Raw genomic sequence first — 16,871 nt, 5'->3', positions numbered from 1 at the left:
CCGGGACCCTTTTCCGGCCGCTGCGTGCGGTGGTAGAAGGACACCCAGCAAGTTTTCAACAAACTGTTGACGTTTGGTTGGAGCCCTCCATACGCTCCAACATGCGGAAGTCGGCTTCCGCGCTCTTCGTACGGAAGGTCACCATGACGAAGCCCTCGCTGACGGCGCGCACACTCACCACGGAGTCGGGCGCCCCCGTCGCCGACAACCAGAACTCCGCCACCGCCGGCATCGGTGGTCCGATCGTCCTGCAGGACCAGCACCTGATCGAGAAGCTCGCCCGCTTCAACCGGGAGCGCATCCCGGAGCGTGTGGTGCACGCCCGCGGTTCCGGCGCGTACGGCTACTTCGAGGTGACCGACGACGTCACCGGCTTCACCCGCGCCGACTTCCTGAACACCGTCGGCAAGCGGACCGAGCTCTTCATCCGCTTCTCGACCGTCGCCGACAGCCTCGGCGGCCCGGACGCAGCGCGTGACCCGCGCGGCTTCGCGGTGAAGTTCTACACCGAAGAGGGCAACTACGACCTCGTCGGCAACAACACCCCGGTGTTCTTCATCAAGGACCCGATCAAGTTCCCCGACTTCATCCACTCGCAGAAGCGCGACCCCTTCACGGGCAAGCAGGAGCCGGACAACGTCTGGGACTTCTGGGCGCACGCCCCCGAGGCGACCCACCAGGTCACCTGGCTGATGGGCGACCGGGGCATCCCGGCCTCCTACCGCCACATGAACGGCTACGGTTCGCACACCTACCAGTGGACCAACGCCGAGGGCGAGCAGTTCTTCGTCAAGTACCACTTCAAGACCAACCAGGGCATCCGCTGCCTGGACGCCGACCAGGGCGCCGAGCTGGCCGGCAAGGACGCCAACTCGCACCAGACCGACCTGCTGCAGTCCATCGAGCGCGGCGTGTACCCGTCCTGGACGCTGTACGTGCAGATCATGCCGGCGGCCGAGGCGGCGGACTACCGCTTCAACCCGTTCGACCTGACCAAGGTGTGGCCGCACAAGGACTACCCGCTGCAGCGCGTCGGCCGGATGGTCCTGGACCGCAACCCGGACAACGTCTTCGCCGAGGTCGAGCAGTCCGCCTTCTCGCCGAACAACTTCGTGCCCGGCATCGGCCCGTCCCCCGACAAGATGCTGCAGGGCCGGCTCTTCGCCTACGCCGACGCGCAGCGCTACCGCCTGGGCGTCAACCACACCCAGCTGCCGGTCAACGCCCCCAAGGCGACCGTGGCCAACAACTACGGCCGGGACGGTCTGATGGCGTCCAACGCGCAGGGCCGGCAGGCGAAGAACTACGAGCCGAACAGCTACGACGGCCCGGTCCAGACGAACGACGCGCTGTCCGCGCCGTTCGCCGTCACCGGCCACACCGGCACCCACGAGGCCCCGCAGCACACCAAGGACGACGACTTCTTCCAGGCCGGCGAGCTCTACCGGCTGATGTCGGAGGACGAGAAGAACCGTCTGGTGGCGAACATCGCCGGCGGCCTCTCGCAGGTCTCCCGCGACGACGTCATCGAGAAGAACCTCGCGCACTTCCACGCCGCCGACCCGGACTACGGCAAGCGCGTCGAGGCCAAGGTCCGCGAGCTGCGCGAGGACTGAGTCCCGGTCCTCGAAAGGCTGCGTGAGGACTGACGGGAGGTCAGCACCCTTGCGCGTCCGTACCGTCCGGCCCGTTGAGGGGTGGCCGGGCGGTACGGACCGGCCGGCGGCTTCGGCCGCCGGCCGACGGTGGGCTCCGCGGTGCGGCGGAGAAGCCAGTGCGGTGGTACGGACGCGTCTCATAGGGAAGGGCGCATCCTCTCCACAGCACCGCGGAGCACACCTTCCTCACCCCACCCCCTCCCCAGACTCCGTCCGGTGGCGCGTGTCCTGTCGCGCCTGTAACTCGTGTCACCGGGCGGGAACCACCCACAGGGCCCGCTCGTCCGTACGGTCACGGACGCGCGGGCCCTGTGCGCGTCTCTCCTCCCGTCTCTCCTCGCGATTCGCCCCACGAACGGCGCGTTCCGGGGGACCATGGACGGCGATGAGCCGAACGACCCGCCAGGAGCCGAACATGGCCGACAGCGTGCCGGTGCGCTGCCCTACGTGCCGCCGCGAGAACGCCTTCACGCCGCCCACCTTCCCGTGCGCGTGCGGGGCACCGCTGACGATGCCCGTGCTGCGCGGCGGGGTGCCCGTCGAGATCCAGCACCGCACTTGGCAGAGCTCCTGGGTGGAGGTGCGCTGCGAGTCCTGCGGGCGGCTGGACGAGTGGCCGGCGCCGGAGTCGGCGTGCGCGTGCGGCACGGTCGTCCGGGTACCGGTGATACCGGCCCCGGGACCGCCGGCCCCGGAGATCACCCCACTCGGCCGGGCGGGACACCGCTCCCCCGCGCACCCGGCCACGCTGCGCCCGGCCTTCCGCCCGGTGACGATCCGTACGGCACGGGACTGTGTCACCGCCGCCATGCAGTACCTGAAGTGGCTGGGCTTCACCGAGGTCGTACGCGCCCCCGAGCGCAGCTCGTCGGGGGTGGACGTGCGGGGCCGCGGACTGGTCGCCCAGGTCGACCCGACCACCCGCCCCACCCGCCTCCGCGAGATCGAAACCGTCTGGCTGAACGGCCTCAACGACTCGGCCCTCGCGGTCTTCTTCTCCCTGGCCGGGTACGCCCACGACGCCCGCGCCCGCGCCGACGCCCTCCACGTCCCGCTCTTCGTCATGGACCTCACGGGCACCCCGCAGCCGGTGAACGACCCGGCGGACGAGCTGATCAGGAAGGGCCCGTGACCCGCTCCGCCACCGGCGCGTGCCGCCGCCTCTCCGCCGAATTCCGGTAGCCGTACACCGCGTACACGACCATGCCCAGCGCCATCCACCCGGCGAACCGCAGCCAGTTCACCGGGTCGAGGTTGGCGATCAGCCAGACCGAGAAGGCCACGCCGACGGCCGGCACGAGCGGCACCAGCGGCGTACGGAAGGCCCGCGGCAGCTCGGGCCGCGTACGCCGCATGACCACCACGGCGACCGCGACGACGATGAACGCCGCCAGGATGCCGATATTGGTGAGATCGGCGGCCTCCCGGATCGGCAGGAACCCCGCGATGATCGCCGACCCGATACCGACGGGCCAGATCACCCGGGTCGGCACCCGTTTCCGCCCGTGGCGGCGCTGCGTGGATCGCCGGGTTCCCCGCCGTACGTTGTTCCGCCGCCTTCGGCGGCGGGTTGGGGTTCGGGGCGCAGTCCAAGGGCGTGGTAGGTGCGGGGCCGAGGGCTCCGGGGCGGCGTCTTGGACGCATGATTTACGGTCCGCGCAAGCTCTCGCGTAAACGCAACCTCCCCTCCGGACCACAAATCACGCTTGACTGTCCAAGACACCACCCCTCCACCCCCGTCCCCTCCCGTCGGTGCAAAGGCTGCGCCCCGTTAGGGGAAGAGGCGCACGGGGCGTGCCCCGACGCCCGCAGGCCGACCCCCTATACCGGCTGACCGCGACCGCGCAGACCGCCCCGGCGATCACCACCAGCGCCACGATGCCCAGCTTGACCACGACCAGGATCGTCTCGAAGCGCGCCGACTCCTTCGTACCGCGCGAGAGCACGAAGGCGAGGAGGAGGCAGAGCAGCGCGGCGAGCAGATCGACGCGGTGCCCGGCGCCGGTACCGGGCGCGCCGAGCATCCAGACCGGAAGGTCGATGCGATGCCGCCCGCTGGGCGGTTGCCCGGGCCCCCGGGGTGACCTCGCCGGTGGATTCCTCGGTACCCCGGGGTCACCCCGCAGGCGGGTTCCCCCGTACCCCGGGGTCACCCCGCCGCCCTGTCTTTCCCCCACCACAACGGGAGGGGACGGGCCGGAGCGGTAGGGGGTCCGGACGTAAAGCGAAGCAGTCCGGGCCCCCTGCCGCGGAGGTCCGTCACCGCACCCGAAAGCCCCGCGCAGCGGCACCCCCCCCCCGCAGGCGCAACGGCGGGGAGGACGGGCGCGGACGCCCGCCCGAACATCGGCCCGAGCCCCGCGCAGCGGACTGCTCACAGGACGAACCCTTCAGGGAAGGGGTCGCGGGGATCCAGTAGGTAGTTGGCGGTGGCGGTGATCCAGGCGCGGCCGGAGAACTCCGGTATGACGGCGGGGAGTCCGCCGACTTCGGTGGTGCCGACGAGGCGTCCCGTGAAGCGCGTTCCGATGAAGGACTCGTTCACGAACTCGGTGTTCAGGGGGAGTTCGTTGCGTGCGTGGAGCTGGGCCATGCGGGCCGAGGTGCCCGTGCCGCACGGGGAGCGGTCGAACCAGCCCGGGTGGATGGCCATCGCGTTGCGCGAGTGGCGGGCATTGGATCCGGGCGCGAGGAACTGTACGTGCTTGCAGCCGGAGATGAGCGGGTCGGTGGGGTGCGCCGGGCGGTTCTGGTCGTTGACCGCGGCCATGATGTCCAGCCCGGCCGCCAAGATGTCGTGCTTGCGGGAGCGGTCGAACGGCAGGCCCAGTCGGTCCAGTTCCACGATCGCGTAGAAGTTGCCGCCGTAGGACATGTCGTAGCGGACCTCGCCCAGGCCGGGGACGTCCACCTTGGCGTCCAATTCGAGTGCGAAGGCGTCGACATTGCGCAGGGTGACCTGCTCGGCCGCACCGTCCCGCACCGTCACCCGCGCCTCGACCAGCCCGGCCGGGGTGTCCAGCCGGACGACGGTCTCCGGCTCGGTGACCGGCACCATGCCGGTCTCGACCAGGACGGTGGCCACGCCGATCGTGCCGTGCCCGCACATCGGCAGAAAGCCGCTGACCTCGATGTACAGGACGCCCCAGTCGGCGTCGGGGCGGGTGGGCGGCTGGAGGAGCGCGCCGCTCATGGCGGGGTGGCCGCGCGGCTCGTCGACGAGGAAGCGGCGGAGCCCGTCGAGATGGTCGACCGCATACCGGCGGCGGTCGGCCATGGTGGCGCCCGGGATCGGGCCCACCCCGCCGGTCACGACGCGGGTGGGCATGCCCTCGGTGTGCGAGTCGACGGCGCTGAGGGTGCGTACGGATCTCATCAGGCGGCCGCCAGCTTTTCGAGTGCGGTGATGGCGCGGGCCATGTCGGCCTGGACCTGGGCGCGGTGCTCCGGGACGAGCGGGCCGCGCGGCGGGCGGCAGGGCCCGCCGTACCGGCCGACCTGCTCCATGCCCGCCTTGATGGCCTGCACGAATTCGGTACGGGAGTCCCAGCGGAAGGCGGCGACCAGCGGCTCGTACAGCGCGCGTGCCTCCTCCAGTCGGCCGGCGCGCGCCAGTGCGTACAGCTTCGCGGACTCGGCGGGGAAGACGTTCGGGAAGCCGGCGAACCAGCCGACGGCGCCCATGAGCAGACTCTCCAGGACGACGTCGTCGGCGCCGCTGATGATGTCGAGGCCGGGGGCCTGCTCCTTGATCTCCAGTACTCGGCGGACGTCACCGGAGAACTCCTTGACCGCCACGACGTTGTCGATCTGGGCGATCTCGCCGAGGAGGGCGGGCGTGAGGTCGACCTTGGTGTCGATGGGGTTGTTGTAGACCATGACGGGCAGGCCGACGCCGGCCACCGCCTCGAAGTGCGCGAGCACCTCGCCGCGGTTGGCGCGGTACATGGTCGGCGGTAGACAGAGCACACCGTCCGCGCCGTCCTCGGCGGCGACCTCGGCCCAGTGCCGGGCCTGGTGGCTGCCGACGCCGTGTACGCCGACGATCACCGTGCCGTCGTCGCCGACCGCCTCGATCGCGGTACGGGCGACCGCGCGGCGCTCCTCGTCGGTGAGGGAGGAGTACTCCCCCAGCGAGCCGTTCGGGCCGACGCCGTCGCAGCCGTTGTCCACCAGCCAGCGGCAGTGCTCGGCGTAACGGTCCAGGTCGGGGGCGAGTCCGGCGGGGGCAGCGGGGTCCTCGCGGTACGGGAGCGCGGTGGCGACGACCACGCCGCCGAGGCCGGCGGGGCGGTGGGAGGCGGTGCTGTTCATGCGGTGCTCTCCTTCGGGTCGTGCGGGTCGTACGGGTCGTACGGGTCGTTCGGGTCGTGCAGGCCGTTCGGCTCGTTCGAGTCGAGGTCCGACGGTGCAGCGGCCAGCTCACTCAGGCGGATGGGCTGGGCGATGGGGCGGCGGTGCGGGGCGGCGACGGGCAGGCCGTCCGCCGGGCGCGCGGGGCCGTTCCCGCTCAGCCGGGCGGTGAGCTCGGCGACGGTGGGCCCGCAGATCCGGGCCTGGCAGGGGCCGAGGCCCGCGCGGGTGGCGAGCTTGGTGACGCGCGGCGCGGCGCCGGCCGCCTCGGTGGCGGCCCCGCAGAGCGTCCCGTAATCCGTCTCCTCGCAGCGGCAGATCACGGTCTCCCGGCGCAGCCAGCCGGGCCAGGCCGACCCGACGGGATGGGCGGCGGCCAGCCGGGCGGCGAAGGCGCGGCCCCGGTCGCGGTTGCGGCGCACCCGGCGCAGCGCGGGCGCCGCGGGGTCACCGCCACCCGCGAGCCAGCCCGCGAGCGCGCCTTCGGTACGGGCGGCCGGCGCGCCCGCGATGCCGGTGATCTCCCCGGCCGCGTACACGCCCGGGCAGCTGGTCAGCTGGTCCCCGTCGACGGCCACGAACTCGCCCGCCGGGGACCGCAGCAGCGCGCACCCCGCGGCCATCGGCAGCTCCAGCTGCGGGCTGAAGCCGTGGCTGACGCAGAGCGCGTCCACGGCGACGGTCACCTCGCTGCCGGGGATCACCGACCAGTCGGGCCGCAGTCGCGCGGTGACCGCCTCCTCGACGCGACCTTTCCCGCGCGCCTCGATGACGGTCCGGCCCGTGCGGTACGGGACGCGGTGGCGGGCCAACAGGGCGGTGTACTCGGCGAGTTCTGCTGCCTTGCCGGGCTGCTCGGCCAGTTCCCAGGGGCGGCGCGCCCAGCCGCGGGCGACGGTCGCCGCCGGGTTGGCCTCCAGGACCGCCCGTACCCCGGCACCCGCCTCCAGCAGCGCGGCGGCGACGGGGAGCAGGAACGGTCCGCTGCCCGCGAGCAGCACGTCGTCGCCGATGACCAGCCGCTCCCCCTTGGCGAGCGCCTGCGCCGCGCCGGCCGCGTACACGCCGGGCAACTCCCAGCCGGGGAACGGGAGTACGCGGTCGTGGGCGCCGGGCGCGAGGACCAGCGCGTCGGGGGCGAGGGTGCGGCGCGGCCGGCCGGTGCCGTCGGCGGGGCCGGTCAGGGTGTGAACGAGGGGCGGGCCTGGCGTGCCGGGGTCCGGCCGCTCCAGCGCCCAGACCGCCGTCTCCGCCAGCCAGGTGCAGCGCGGGTGTCCGAGGACGCGGCGGCGGAGCCGCTCGAACGCGGCCCACCCGTGGTGCAGCCGACCGGCCCGCTCGGCGCCGTACTCCTCGGGCAGCATGCGGTGGTACTGACCTCCGGGCCGCTCGGCCGCGTCGAGCAGGGTGACCGCGGCCCCGGCGGCCAGCGCGGACGCGGCCGCGGCGAGGCCGGCGGGTCCGGCGCCGATGACGACGACCTGACGGTGCGTCATGCGGCCTCCCCCGCCGCGTCGTTGGCCGCTCCGCCCGACCGGCCCTGAGTGGCCACCACGCCCCCGTCCGGCCCGTCCGACCGGTTTTGGGTAGTCACCACGTCCCCGTCCACCGCCCGGCGCCGGCACGCCCGTACGTCCGGTGCGCCGTTCACGGTCAGTACGCAGTCGAAGCACACGCCGATGCCGCAGAACACCCCGCGCGGGGCGCCCGAGCGTGCCGTACGCCAGGAGGTGCGGCCGGCCGCGAGCAGTACTCCGGCGATGCTCTGGCCCGCGATGCCGGTGACCGGCTCGCCGTCCACGGTGATACGCAGCGGCCGCTCGGGCCGCCGCCCGGTGGCGTCGGCCGCGGCACGGATCAGTCGGGGGCTCATGCGCTCTCCTCAGTCGGGGCCGGTGCGCCCAGTACGGCGGGGCGGTCCACCCGGAACGGGGCGGGGTCGATCTCCGGTTCGGCGCCGCGCACCAGGTCGCGCAGCAGGCGGGCAGTGCCGAGCGAGAGGCCGATGCCGGCGCCCTCGTGGCCGGTCGCGTGCCACAGCCCGGACAGCCGCGGGTCGGCGCCGATGACCGGGAGGTGGTCGGGTACGTACGGGCGGAAGCCGCCGTACGCGCGCGTCACGGGGACGCCCGCGAGGCCGGGGAAGAGCCGGAGCGCTTTCGCCGCGATGGCGGAGAGCACCTCGGGGCGCAGCCGGTCGTCGAAGCCGGTGCGGCGGCGGGAGGAGCCGAGCAGCACGCTGCCGCCGCGGGTGGCCTCGACGACCGCCGAGGTCTGCAGGTCCTCGGCGCTGCTGCCGACGGCGCCCACGTAGTCGGCGTCGTAGACCTTGTGGAAGACGGTGGGCGGCAGCGGCGCGGTGACGAGGATGTCGCCGCGGCGGGGGCGTACGTCGACGAGCGCGCCGAGGCGGTCGGCGAGCCGCCCGGACCAGGGGCCGGCGGCGTTGATGAAGAGGTCGGCGGCCAGGTCGCCTTCGGTGGTACGGACTGCGGTGAGGCGGCCGCCACGGGTGCGGGCGCCGAGCACTTCGCAGTGGGTGCGCAGCGTGGCGCCGTGCGCGAGGGCGTCGCCGAGCAGTGCCGCGGCCGCGGCGGCGGGCTGGACCTGGGCGTCCTCGGGGTAGTGCAGGGCCGCGGTGTGGTCGCGGGTGACGTGCGGCTCGGCGGCGGCGAGCGCGGCGGCGTCCAGAGGTTCGGCGCGTACGCCCGCCGCACGCTGGTCGGCGGCGAACCGGCGGAGTCCCTCGGCACCCGCTTCCGTCGTGGCGACGACGATGCCGCCCTTGGGGTCCCATTCGACGGCGCGTACGGCGCGTACGGCGCGTACGGCTTGGGCGCTGCCGGACGGCCCGTCGGCGATCGCGGCCAGCGCCTCGGGCCAGAGGCGGCGCGACAGCTGGGCCAGCCGCAGCTCGGGGCCCGGCCCCTTGTCGGAGACGAGGACGTTGCCCTCACCGTGTGCGGTGGTCGCCTCGGCGGCACCGCCCCGATCCACGACGGTCACCTGGAAGCCGCCCGCCAGGGCCAGTTCGCGGGCACAGGCCGCGCCGACGATCCCGGCACCGAGAACCACGACCCGCGTTCCGTACATCGACCGCATTGACCGCATTGAAGGCCCCTTCGTTCGCTTTACCGAACGCTGCGAGGCTAGGAGGGGGCCGCCGGGAGGTCAATGGGGAAACAGAAATCCGGCCTGACAGTCGGCCTGACGGCCAACCTGACAGGCCGTCAGGCATGCGGGCCCGGCACGGGCCGCGAGGCGTCGCCCTCCGGCCCCTGACCCGCCCGGTACTGGAGCAACAACACCGACCGCACCGGCCCGCCCACCGCCGTATACGCATGCGGCCTCGACGCATCGAAGCCGACGTAGTCCCCGGGGCCGAGCTCGATGTGCTCGCCGTCCACGTCCACGGCCAGCCGCCCGGCCTGCACGATCGTGTGCTCGGTGCCGACATGGCCCAGCGAGTTCTGCCGCGCGCCCTCGCGTACCTGCTGGTCGTACACCTCGAACCCGGCCTCGCCGAGCTCGAAGCGGCGCAGCGGCCGCAGGTCGACCGCGTCGCCGCTGAGCACCTCGACATCCGCGGCGCGCACCACGGTCGGGCTGTCGTCCGGGCGGGTGTCCAGCAGCCCCGAGATCGGCATCTCCAACGCGCGCGAGAGGCTGAACACCGTCTCGATGGTGGGGTTTCCGGTGCCGGACTCCAGCTGCGACAGCGTCGCCTTGCCGATCCTGGAGCGCCGGGACAGCTCGGAGAGCGAGAGCCCCCGCCGCGCCCTGGCGCGCTTCAGGTTCGCCGCCAGCATGTCCCGGATCGAGCCCTCGGGAGCGCTCACCCTTCCCGCCCTTCGCCGCGACGCGACCCCGCGTCTGTTCCGCCGACCTGTTCCGTCAACCGAACGGCACACCGCCGCACCGCCGCCGTACCGTTCATCTCACCGAACAGTCTACGGAGTACCGCAACGGCAAGAAGGGCGCACGGAACCAGCCATCAACCGACCGGCACCGTGCGCCCTTTCTGTCACCCAACGCCCCCTTCGCCCCTCACGGAACGACGGGCGAGACTTATCCCACAGCGGCCGCCTCGCCCTGCGCGGCGATCGCCTCACCCTGCGCGGCGGCCGCCGGCATGGGCCCCGCCGACGAGCCGCCGTCCACGGCGATCTCCGCGCCGGTCAGATACCCGGACGCGTCCGAGGCGAGGAAAGCCACCAGCCCCGCCACATCATTGGGCAGGCCGATGCGGCCGAGCGCGACGCCCGGGTGGGCGCCCGACTCCGGCATGGCCGCGACCTCGGCGACCATCGGGGTGTCGATGACGCCGGGGTGCACGGAGTTGACCCGTATGCCGTACTGACCCAGCTCCAGTGCGGCGATCTTCGTCAGGCCGCGCAGCCCCCACTTGGAGGCGCCGTAGCCGCCCGTACGAGGGATGCCGGTGAGCCCGCCCACGGAAGAAATGTTGACGATGGAGCCGCCGCCGGCCGCGACCATCGCCTCCCGCACCGCCTTGATCCCGAGGAACGGCCCGACAAGGTTGATCCGCAACGTCCGCTCGAAGTTCTCCACCGACTCATCGGCCAGCGGCATCGAGCGGAACACACCCGCATTGTTGATCAGTACGTCCACGCCGCCGAAGGCCGAGACCGCCGTGTCCACGACCGCCCCCCACTCCGCCTCCTCCGTGACGTCGAGGTGCACATAACGCGCCGCCTCGCCGATCTCGTCGGCGACCCGCTTCCCGGGCTCGTCCAGCACGTCGGCCAGGACCACCCGCCCGCCGAGCCGGGCGAAGAGCCGGGCCTCGGCCTCTCCCTGGCCGCGGGCCGCACCCGTGATGATCGCGGTCTTGCCTTCGAGCGTGAGCACAGAGCTTTCCTCCATCACCTCGTCAAGGGCCTATCAATCAGCCATATGACGAGAAGTCAGGTCAAGAGCTCGGCACCACATAATGACCACATGTTCGATCACCACGCCCTGCGCGCCTTCTGTCTGGAATTCAACGGCTCGACCGAGGAATTCCCCTTCCCCGGCAACCCCGACGTGGCGGTCTACAAGGTGGGCGGCAAGATCTTCGCGCTCTCCTCCCTGGACGCCGCCGACCCGCTCACCGTCAGCCTGAAGTGCGACCCCGAAGAGGCGGTCCGACTGCGCGCCACCCACCCCGAGATCATCCCCGGCTACCACCTCAACAAGCGCCACTGGAACACCGTCCAGCTGACCGGCACCCTCCCCGAAGCCCTGGTCCGCGAGCTGATCGAAGACTCCTACGACCTGGTCGTGGCGGGCCTGCCGCGCGCACAGCGCCTCCGCCTCGACCGCCCTTGAGGAACTGGATCTTGAATTATGTAGACCAGTCGGTCTACGGTCGTCGCCATGACACGTTCAGGGGAACAAGAGACGCGCGTACGGATCCTGCGTACCGCCGCCGAGCTGTTCCGGCGCCAGGGATACGGGGCCACCGGGCTCAACCAGATCCTTACGTCCAGTGGCGCGCCCAAGGGATCGCTGTACTTTCATTTCCCGGGCGGCAAAGAGCAGTTGGCGGCCGAGGCGATGGCACTGGCCGGGAGCGATCTGGGTGAGCGGATGGCTGTGGCGGTGGCCGCAGCCGACGGGCCGCGGGCCGCGGTGACCGCGCTCGGCGGCGTGCTGGCCGACGGGCTGGCGGCCTCCGGCTACCGGGACGGCTGTCCGGTCGCCACCGTCGCGCTGGAGCAGGCGGGCGAGGCGGGGCCGATCCACGACGCCTGCGCGGCGACGTACGAAGGCTGGCTGGCGGGACTGCGGGAGCAGCTGAAGGGCTGGGGAGCGCCCGAGGACACGGCCGCCGAACTGGCCGACCTCGCGTTCTCCTCCGTCCAGGGAGCCCTGCTGCTCGCCCAGGTACGCCGGGACGTCGGCGTCCTGCACACCATCGCCGACCAGGTCGGCGCACACATCGAAGCACGGCTGGCGACGGTCACCACCGGAGGGGCAGCATGAAGGTCCACCACCTCAACTGCGGCTCGATGACGACCATCGAGGCGACCTACGACGGGCCGCGGCCGCTGCCCGTCGTCTGCCACTGCCTGCTGGTCGAAACGGACACGGACGGGCTGGTACTGATCGAAAGCGGGCTGGGCACGGAGGACGTGCGACGCCCGCAGGACACCCTGGACCCGGTGTGGCGGGAACTGGCGTCGCCCGCGCTGGACCCCGCCGAGCCGGCCGTACGGCAGGTCGAACGGCTCGGCTTCCGCCCCGAGGACGTCCGGCACATCGCCGTCACCCACCTGGACGTGGACCACACCGGCGGGCTGCCCGACTTCCCCGCCGCGCGGGTCCATGTGCGGGCCGAGGAGCTGACGGCCGCCGCGGCGGAAGCCCCCAGCCGCCGCTACCGCCCCGCCCACTGGGCGCACGGCCCGCACTGGGAGACGTACGAGGGGGACGGCGGCGACACCTGGGCGGGCTTCGCGGGCGTGCGCGAACTGGCGGGGCTGGGCGGGGACTTCCTGCTCGTGCCGCTGGGCGGGCACAGCGCGGGGCACGCCGGGATCGCCGTACGCGACGGGGACCGGTGGCTGCTGCACGCCGGGGACGCCTACTTCTACCACCGGGAGATCGCCCCGGAGGATCCGTCCTCCCATCCGCTGCTGGACTTCATCCAGCTCGATGCCCAGGTGGACGCGGAGCTGCGGATCGCCAACCAGCGGCGGCTTGCCGAGGCCGCGCGCGAAGAGGAGATCACGGTGCTCAACGCACACGACCCGTGGACATTCCTACGCCTCGCCGGCTGAACCGCCGGACACCTCCCCCGCCAGCCGGTCCCGCAGTTCGATCTTGCGGACCTTGCCGCTGACCGTCATGGGGAAGGACTCCAGGATGTCGAGGTGGCGGGGGACCTTGTAGTGCGCGAGTCGGTTGCGGCAGTAGTCGGCCAGGTCGTCCAGGGTGAGGGTGTCGGCCGGGTCCTTGAGGATGACGCAGGCCGCGATCTCCTCGCCGTACTTCTCGTCCGGCACGCCGACGACCTGCACGTCCGCGATCTTCGGGTGTCCGTACAGGAACTCCTCGATCTCCCGCGGATAGACGTTCTCCCCGCCCCGGATGATCATGTCCTTGATCCGGCCGACGATCCGTACGTACCCGTCGTCGTTCATGACCGCCAGGTCCCCGGTGTGCATCCAGCCCTCGGGATCGATGACCTCCGCCGTGCGCTCCGGCTCCTCCCAGTAGCCGAGCATCACGCTGTACGCGCGGGTGCACAGCTCGCCGGGCTCGCCGCGCGGCACGGTGTCGCCGGTCGCCGGGTCGACGACCTTCACCTCGACATGCGGCAGTACCCGGCCGACCGTCTCCGTACGGTGCTCCAGGTCGTCGTCGCGGCGGGTCTGGGTGGAGACCGGGGACGTCTCGGTCATGCCGTAACAGATGGAGACCTCGGCCATGTGCATCTCTGCGACCACCCGCTTCATGACCTCCACCGGGCAGGGCGAGCCCGCCATGATGCCGGTACGCAGCGAGGAGAGGTCGTACGAGGCGAAGTCGGGCAGGTTCAGCTCGGCGATGAACATCGTCGGGACGCCGTAGAGGGAGGTGCAGCGCTCCTGCTGGACGGCGCGCAGGGTGGCGGCCGGCTCGAATGCGGGGGCGGGGATGACGGTACAGGCGCCGTGCGAGGTGGCCGCGAGGTTTCCCATGACCATGCCGAAGCAGTGGTAGAACGGCACCGGCAGGCAGATCCGGTCCGCTTCCGTGTAGCCGACCGTCTCGCCCACCCAGTAGCCGTTGTTGAGGATGTTGCGGTGCGAGAGGGTGGCGCCCTTGGGGAAGCCGGTGGTCCCTGAGGTGTACTGGATGTTGATCGGGTCGTCCGGGTCGAGCGTCGCGGCGATCTCCGCGACCCGCGCGGCCGGGACCGCCGTTCCGGCGGCCAGCAGCTCCTCCCAGCTGGGGTCGGCGATGTACACGACCTCCCGCAGTCGGGCGGCGTCCGGGCGCACCTCCTCCACCATCCGCCGGTAGTCGCTCGTCTTGTGCGCGGTCGCGGAGACCAGCAGCTCGACGCCCGACTGGTTCAGTACGTACGCCAGCTCGTGCACCCGGTAGGCCGGGTTGATGTTGACCATGACGGCGCCGATACGGGCCGTGGCGTACTGGATCAGCGTCCACTCGGGGCAGTTGGGTGCCCAGATGCCCACCCGGTCGCCCTTGCCGACGCCCTTGGCGAGCAGCCCGCGCGCGACCTCGTCGACGGCGCGCCCGAACTGTTCGTACGTCCAGCGCCGCCCGCCGGCCACGTCGACCATGACCTCGCGGTCGCCGAACCGCTCGATGGCCAGCTCCAGATCGGCGCCGATGGTGCGGTCCAGCAACGGACGGTCGCGCTCGCCGCTCTCGTAGGACAGCGGACGGCCGTCGGGCGCGGCGGGGCTCCCGGGGGTGGTGCCGGACGCGTCCTCCGGGGCGTTCTCGGTCGCGCTCATCGGTGGTCCTCCTCGCGGTACTCGGCGAACTCCAGGCCAAGCATGCCCCGAGCGTCTGCGCTCGCCTACCCTCACGCGCCGCGAAGATCCGTGCCGCCGCCGACGGCGACACCCATCGACTGCGGGGCTTCGCTCTCTTTCGCCCCTCTATGTCCGACCTACGGGATCCCGCAATGCGGGTTCCCGACCGCGGGGGACTGTTCAACGGGCGTCGCTCCCCGGGGAAACTCGTGTCGCACGGAGAAATTGACGCAGCGGAAAGCCGAGGGTTCTTCCGGGGCTTGGCGACGAAGAATTCTCGGTCCACGGGAATTGTTCGTCGAGAATGCCGGGCCACCGCGGACCCGCCGAAGTCCCGCTGCGGCGGAATACGAAATCTCGGAGAGGTGATGTCCGGTGGCCGGAACGGCCGTGGTGACGGGGGCAAGCAGCGGGATCGGCGAGGCGACCGCGCGCCGGCTGGCGAAGGAGGGCTATGACGTCGTGGCCGTCGCCCGCCGGGCGGACCGGCTGAGCCGCCTCGCCGAAGAGACCGGTGCCCGCACCTGCCGCGTCGACATCACGGACGCCGAGTCGGTCCGGCGGTTCGCCGCCGAGCTGGACTCCTGCGATGTCCTGGTCAACAACGCCGGCGGCGCCGTGGGAGCGGACACCGTGGCCGAGGCGGCCGCGGCGGACTGGGAGCGGATGTTCTCCGTGAACGTGCTCGGTACCCTCCGCGTGACCCAGGCGCTGCTGCCGCTGCTGCGGGCCGGAGGCGGTGGCACGGTCGTCACCGTCACCTCCACCGCGGCCTTCACCAACTACGCGGGCGGCGGCGGATACAGCGCCGCCAAACACGCCGAGCACGCCCTCAGCGAGACCCTGCGCGTGGAGCTGTGCGGCGAGCCCGTACGCGTCATCGAGGTGGCCCCCGGGATGGTCAGGACCGAGGAGTTCGCGCTCAACCGGCTGCGGGGCGACGCCGAACGGGCCGCCGCCGTCTACGAAGGGGTCGACCGCCCCCTCACCGCCGACGATGTCGCCGAGTGCGTCGCGCTGGCCGTCGGGCTGCCGCAGCACGTGAACATCGACCAGCTCGTGGTGCGCCCACTGGCGCAGGCCGCTCAGCACCAGTTGCACCGCGGGCCGCTGTTCAACGGCTGACCGCCGGCCGGGCACATCCCCCTTTCCCCTTTCCCCTTCCCCCTCTTTCTTTTTCCCGCTTGCCGTTGAGGAGTGCGTTCCCGTGAAACTCCATCGTGATGAATTGACCCCGCAGCTGCAGGAGTACGCGCGGTTCGACGACCGCGGCGAGGCGCGGTATCTGCCGTACCTCATGTATTTCCACCGGGCCGATTACCGGTCCGCCGTCATCAACACCGACCGGGCCGGATTCCGAATTTCGCACGGCCCGAACGGCGAAACCGCCTCCGCCGCCGGGAACATGCCCGCCGGGCCCGTACGCCTGATCTCCGGCAGTTCCACCGTGCTCGGCATCGGCGCCACCAGCGACGCCACCACCCTCGCCTCCCAGCTGTGGCGCAAGCACGCCCCGTCCGCGCCGTGGCTCAACTTCGGTGGGCGCTGCTACAACTCGACCCAGGAGCTGCTCCTCTTCACCCTCTACCGGCACCTGCTGCCCGAGATCGAGGAGATCGTCGTCTTCTCCGGGCTCAACGACCTGACCGTCGGCCGGCTGCCCGACTGGCAGCAGGGCGATCACGGCGCGTTCTGGTTCTGCGGCGAGTACTTCGAAAAGATGGAGGAGCTCCGCGAGAGCAACCGCAGGAGCGCCGGAAAGCTCCTCGGCCGCCGCACGGAGCGCCGCCGCACCGTCTCCACGCACGACGACGTGCGGCGCGACACGTCCCAGGTCATCGACTCGGCGGCGGAACTGACGCTCCGCCACCTGGACACCTGGCAGCGGCTGGCAGGCCCCCGGACCCGGGTGACGTACGTCCTCCAGCCGATGGCGCTGTGGATGCGCGACCGGCACGCCCCGCAGGAGCGCCTGCTCTTCGACGAGATCGACCGGATCTCCAAGCTGGGCACGTGGGAGGCGCTGTACGGCGACATCTCCACGCCCGAGGTGGCCCGCGCCTTCTCCGAGAAGCTGGGCGCCGGCTGCGAAAAGCTCGGCATCCGTTACGTCGACCTCAACCCGGTCGTCGCCGAGGCGGTCACCGAGCGGGACTGGGTCTACGTGGACCGCGCGCACTACACGGACCACGGCTACGACCTCGTGGCCCGGATCATGGCCGACACCCTCGGGCTCTCCTGAGCCGCCTCCGTGCCTCCGTACCTCCAAGCCTTCCGGACACCGAAAGCAGGCGACCCGTCATGTCCCTTCTCCGAAAGCTCGCGAACAAGGTCTTCCGGCGCGGCAAGCGCGCCAAGCGCAAGA

At 71.9% G+C, this 16,871-nt stretch carries 15 protein-coding genes and 2 pseudogenes; 7 read left to right on the top strand and 10 right to left on the bottom strand.

Features of this window, described 5'->3' with window-relative positions; all coding sequences use genetic code 11:
* Positions 1–143: 143 nt before the first annotated feature.
* Both AB0I82_RS28175 and AB0I82_RS28170 read left to right on the top strand, forming a co-directional pair.
* Positions 144–1,616, top strand: a complete 1,473-nt coding sequence (locus AB0I82_RS28175; RefSeq protein ID WP_363260371.1) for a catalase — start codon at positions 144–146, stop codon at positions 1,614–1,616.
* 457 nt (positions 1,617–2,073) lie between these two features.
* Positions 2,074–2,790, top strand: coding sequence for a hypothetical protein (locus tag AB0I82_RS28170; protein ID WP_363260370.1), 717 nt, complete (start codon positions 2,074–2,076; stop codon positions 2,788–2,790).
* Here the strand turns inward: AB0I82_RS28170 and AB0I82_RS28165 are convergent.
* The 9 genes and pseudogenes from AB0I82_RS28165 to AB0I82_RS28125 all read right to left on the bottom strand — a co-directional run.
* Positions 2,774–3,157 (bottom strand): annotated as a pseudogene (locus tag AB0I82_RS28165) (amino acid permease); the annotation flags it as partial. The gene AB0I82_RS28170 and the pseudogene AB0I82_RS28165 overlap by 17 nt on opposite strands.
* A gap of 357 nt (positions 3,158–3,514) precedes the next feature.
* Positions 3,515–3,697, bottom strand: a pseudogene (locus tag AB0I82_RS28160) (amino acid permease); the annotation flags it as partial.
* Between the two features lie 335 nt (positions 3,698–4,032).
* On the bottom strand, positions 4,033–5,034 hold the full coding sequence (locus tag AB0I82_RS28155; RefSeq protein WP_363260170.1) for a proline racemase family protein: 1,002 nt from the start codon (positions 5,032–5,034) through the stop codon (positions 4,033–4,035).
* Positions 5,034–5,972: a dihydrodipicolinate synthase family protein gene (locus AB0I82_RS28150; protein WP_363260169.1), complete on the bottom strand. Its 939-nt coding sequence runs from the start codon at positions 5,970–5,972 to the stop codon at positions 5,034–5,036. The genes AB0I82_RS28155 and AB0I82_RS28150 overlap by 1 nt, the downstream gene beginning before the upstream one ends.
* The gene (locus AB0I82_RS28145) at positions 5,969–7,507 is read right to left on the bottom strand and encodes an FAD-dependent oxidoreductase (RefSeq protein ID WP_363260168.1); all 1,539 of its coding nucleotides are present in this window, start codon (positions 7,505–7,507) and stop codon (positions 5,969–5,971) included. Before AB0I82_RS28145 ends, AB0I82_RS28150 begins: the two co-directional genes overlap by 4 nt.
* Positions 7,504–7,884 (bottom strand): (2Fe-2S)-binding protein, encoded by a 381-nt coding sequence (locus tag AB0I82_RS28140; protein WP_363260167.1) that lies wholly within the window; start codon positions 7,882–7,884, stop codon positions 7,504–7,506. Before AB0I82_RS28140 ends, AB0I82_RS28145 begins: the two co-directional genes overlap by 4 nt.
* Complete coding sequence (locus AB0I82_RS28135) at positions 7,881–9,113, bottom strand: FAD-binding oxidoreductase (RefSeq protein WP_363260369.1); 1,233 nt, start codon at positions 9,111–9,113, stop codon at positions 7,881–7,883. The genes AB0I82_RS28140 and AB0I82_RS28135 overlap by 4 nt, the downstream gene beginning before the upstream one ends.
* A 128-nt stretch (positions 9,114–9,241) precedes the next feature.
* A complete protein-coding gene (locus AB0I82_RS28130; RefSeq protein ID WP_363260166.1) occupies positions 9,242–9,850 on the bottom strand; it encodes an XRE family transcriptional regulator in 609 nt (202 codons plus the stop codon).
* Positions 9,851–10,079: 229 nt separating this feature from the next.
* Positions 10,080–10,883 carry a glucose 1-dehydrogenase gene (locus AB0I82_RS28125; RefSeq protein ID WP_363260165.1) on the bottom strand — a complete coding sequence of 268 codons (804 nt, stop codon included), beginning with the start codon at positions 10,881–10,883 and terminating at the stop codon, positions 10,080–10,082.
* 90 nt (positions 10,884–10,973) lie between these two features.
* On the opposite strand from AB0I82_RS28125, the gene AB0I82_RS28120 reads away from it, so the two are divergent.
* The 3 genes from AB0I82_RS28120 to AB0I82_RS28110 are packed head-to-tail and all read left to right on the top strand — an operon-like array spanning position 10,974 to position 12,796.
* A complete protein-coding gene (locus AB0I82_RS28120) occupies positions 10,974–11,342 on the top strand; it encodes an MmcQ/YjbR family DNA-binding protein (RefSeq protein ID WP_363260164.1) in 369 nt (122 codons plus the stop codon).
* 48 nt (positions 11,343–11,390) lie between these two features.
* Positions 11,391–11,999, top strand: coding sequence for a TetR/AcrR family transcriptional regulator (locus AB0I82_RS28115; RefSeq protein WP_363260163.1), 609 nt, complete (start codon positions 11,391–11,393; stop codon positions 11,997–11,999).
* Positions 11,996–12,796 carry an MBL fold metallo-hydrolase gene (locus AB0I82_RS28110; protein WP_363260162.1) on the top strand — a complete coding sequence of 267 codons (801 nt, stop codon included), beginning with the start codon at positions 11,996–11,998 and terminating at the stop codon, positions 12,794–12,796. Before AB0I82_RS28115 ends, AB0I82_RS28110 begins: the two co-directional genes overlap by 4 nt.
* Here the strand turns inward: AB0I82_RS28110 and AB0I82_RS28105 are convergent.
* Complete coding sequence (locus AB0I82_RS28105) at positions 12,779–14,485, bottom strand: AMP-binding protein (protein ID WP_363260161.1); 1,707 nt, start codon at positions 14,483–14,485, stop codon at positions 12,779–12,781. The two genes, AB0I82_RS28110 and AB0I82_RS28105, sit on opposite strands and share 18 nt — an antisense overlap.
* 396 nt (positions 14,486–14,881) lie before the next feature.
* Here AB0I82_RS28105 and AB0I82_RS28100 point away from each other — a divergent pair, with 396 nt between their 5' ends.
* Positions 14,882–15,631, top strand: a complete 750-nt coding sequence (locus AB0I82_RS28100; RefSeq protein ID WP_363260160.1) for an SDR family NAD(P)-dependent oxidoreductase — start codon at positions 14,882–14,884, stop codon at positions 15,629–15,631.
* Positions 15,632–15,713: 82 nt separating this feature from the next.
* The gene (locus AB0I82_RS28095; RefSeq protein WP_363260159.1) at positions 15,714–16,748 is read left to right on the top strand and encodes an Inducer of phenazine A; all 1,035 of its coding nucleotides are present in this window, start codon (positions 15,714–15,716) and stop codon (positions 16,746–16,748) included.
* The last annotated feature ends 123 nt before the right edge of the window (positions 16,749–16,871 follow it).

Origin of the sequence: Streptomyces sp. NPDC050315 (assembly GCF_040655775.1) — a bacterium.
Classification (GTDB): Bacteria; Actinomycetota; Actinomycetes; order Streptomycetales; family Streptomycetaceae; genus Streptomyces.
Note: the sequence above shows the minus strand (reverse complement) of the source record. Positions and strands in the feature narration are given on the sequence as shown.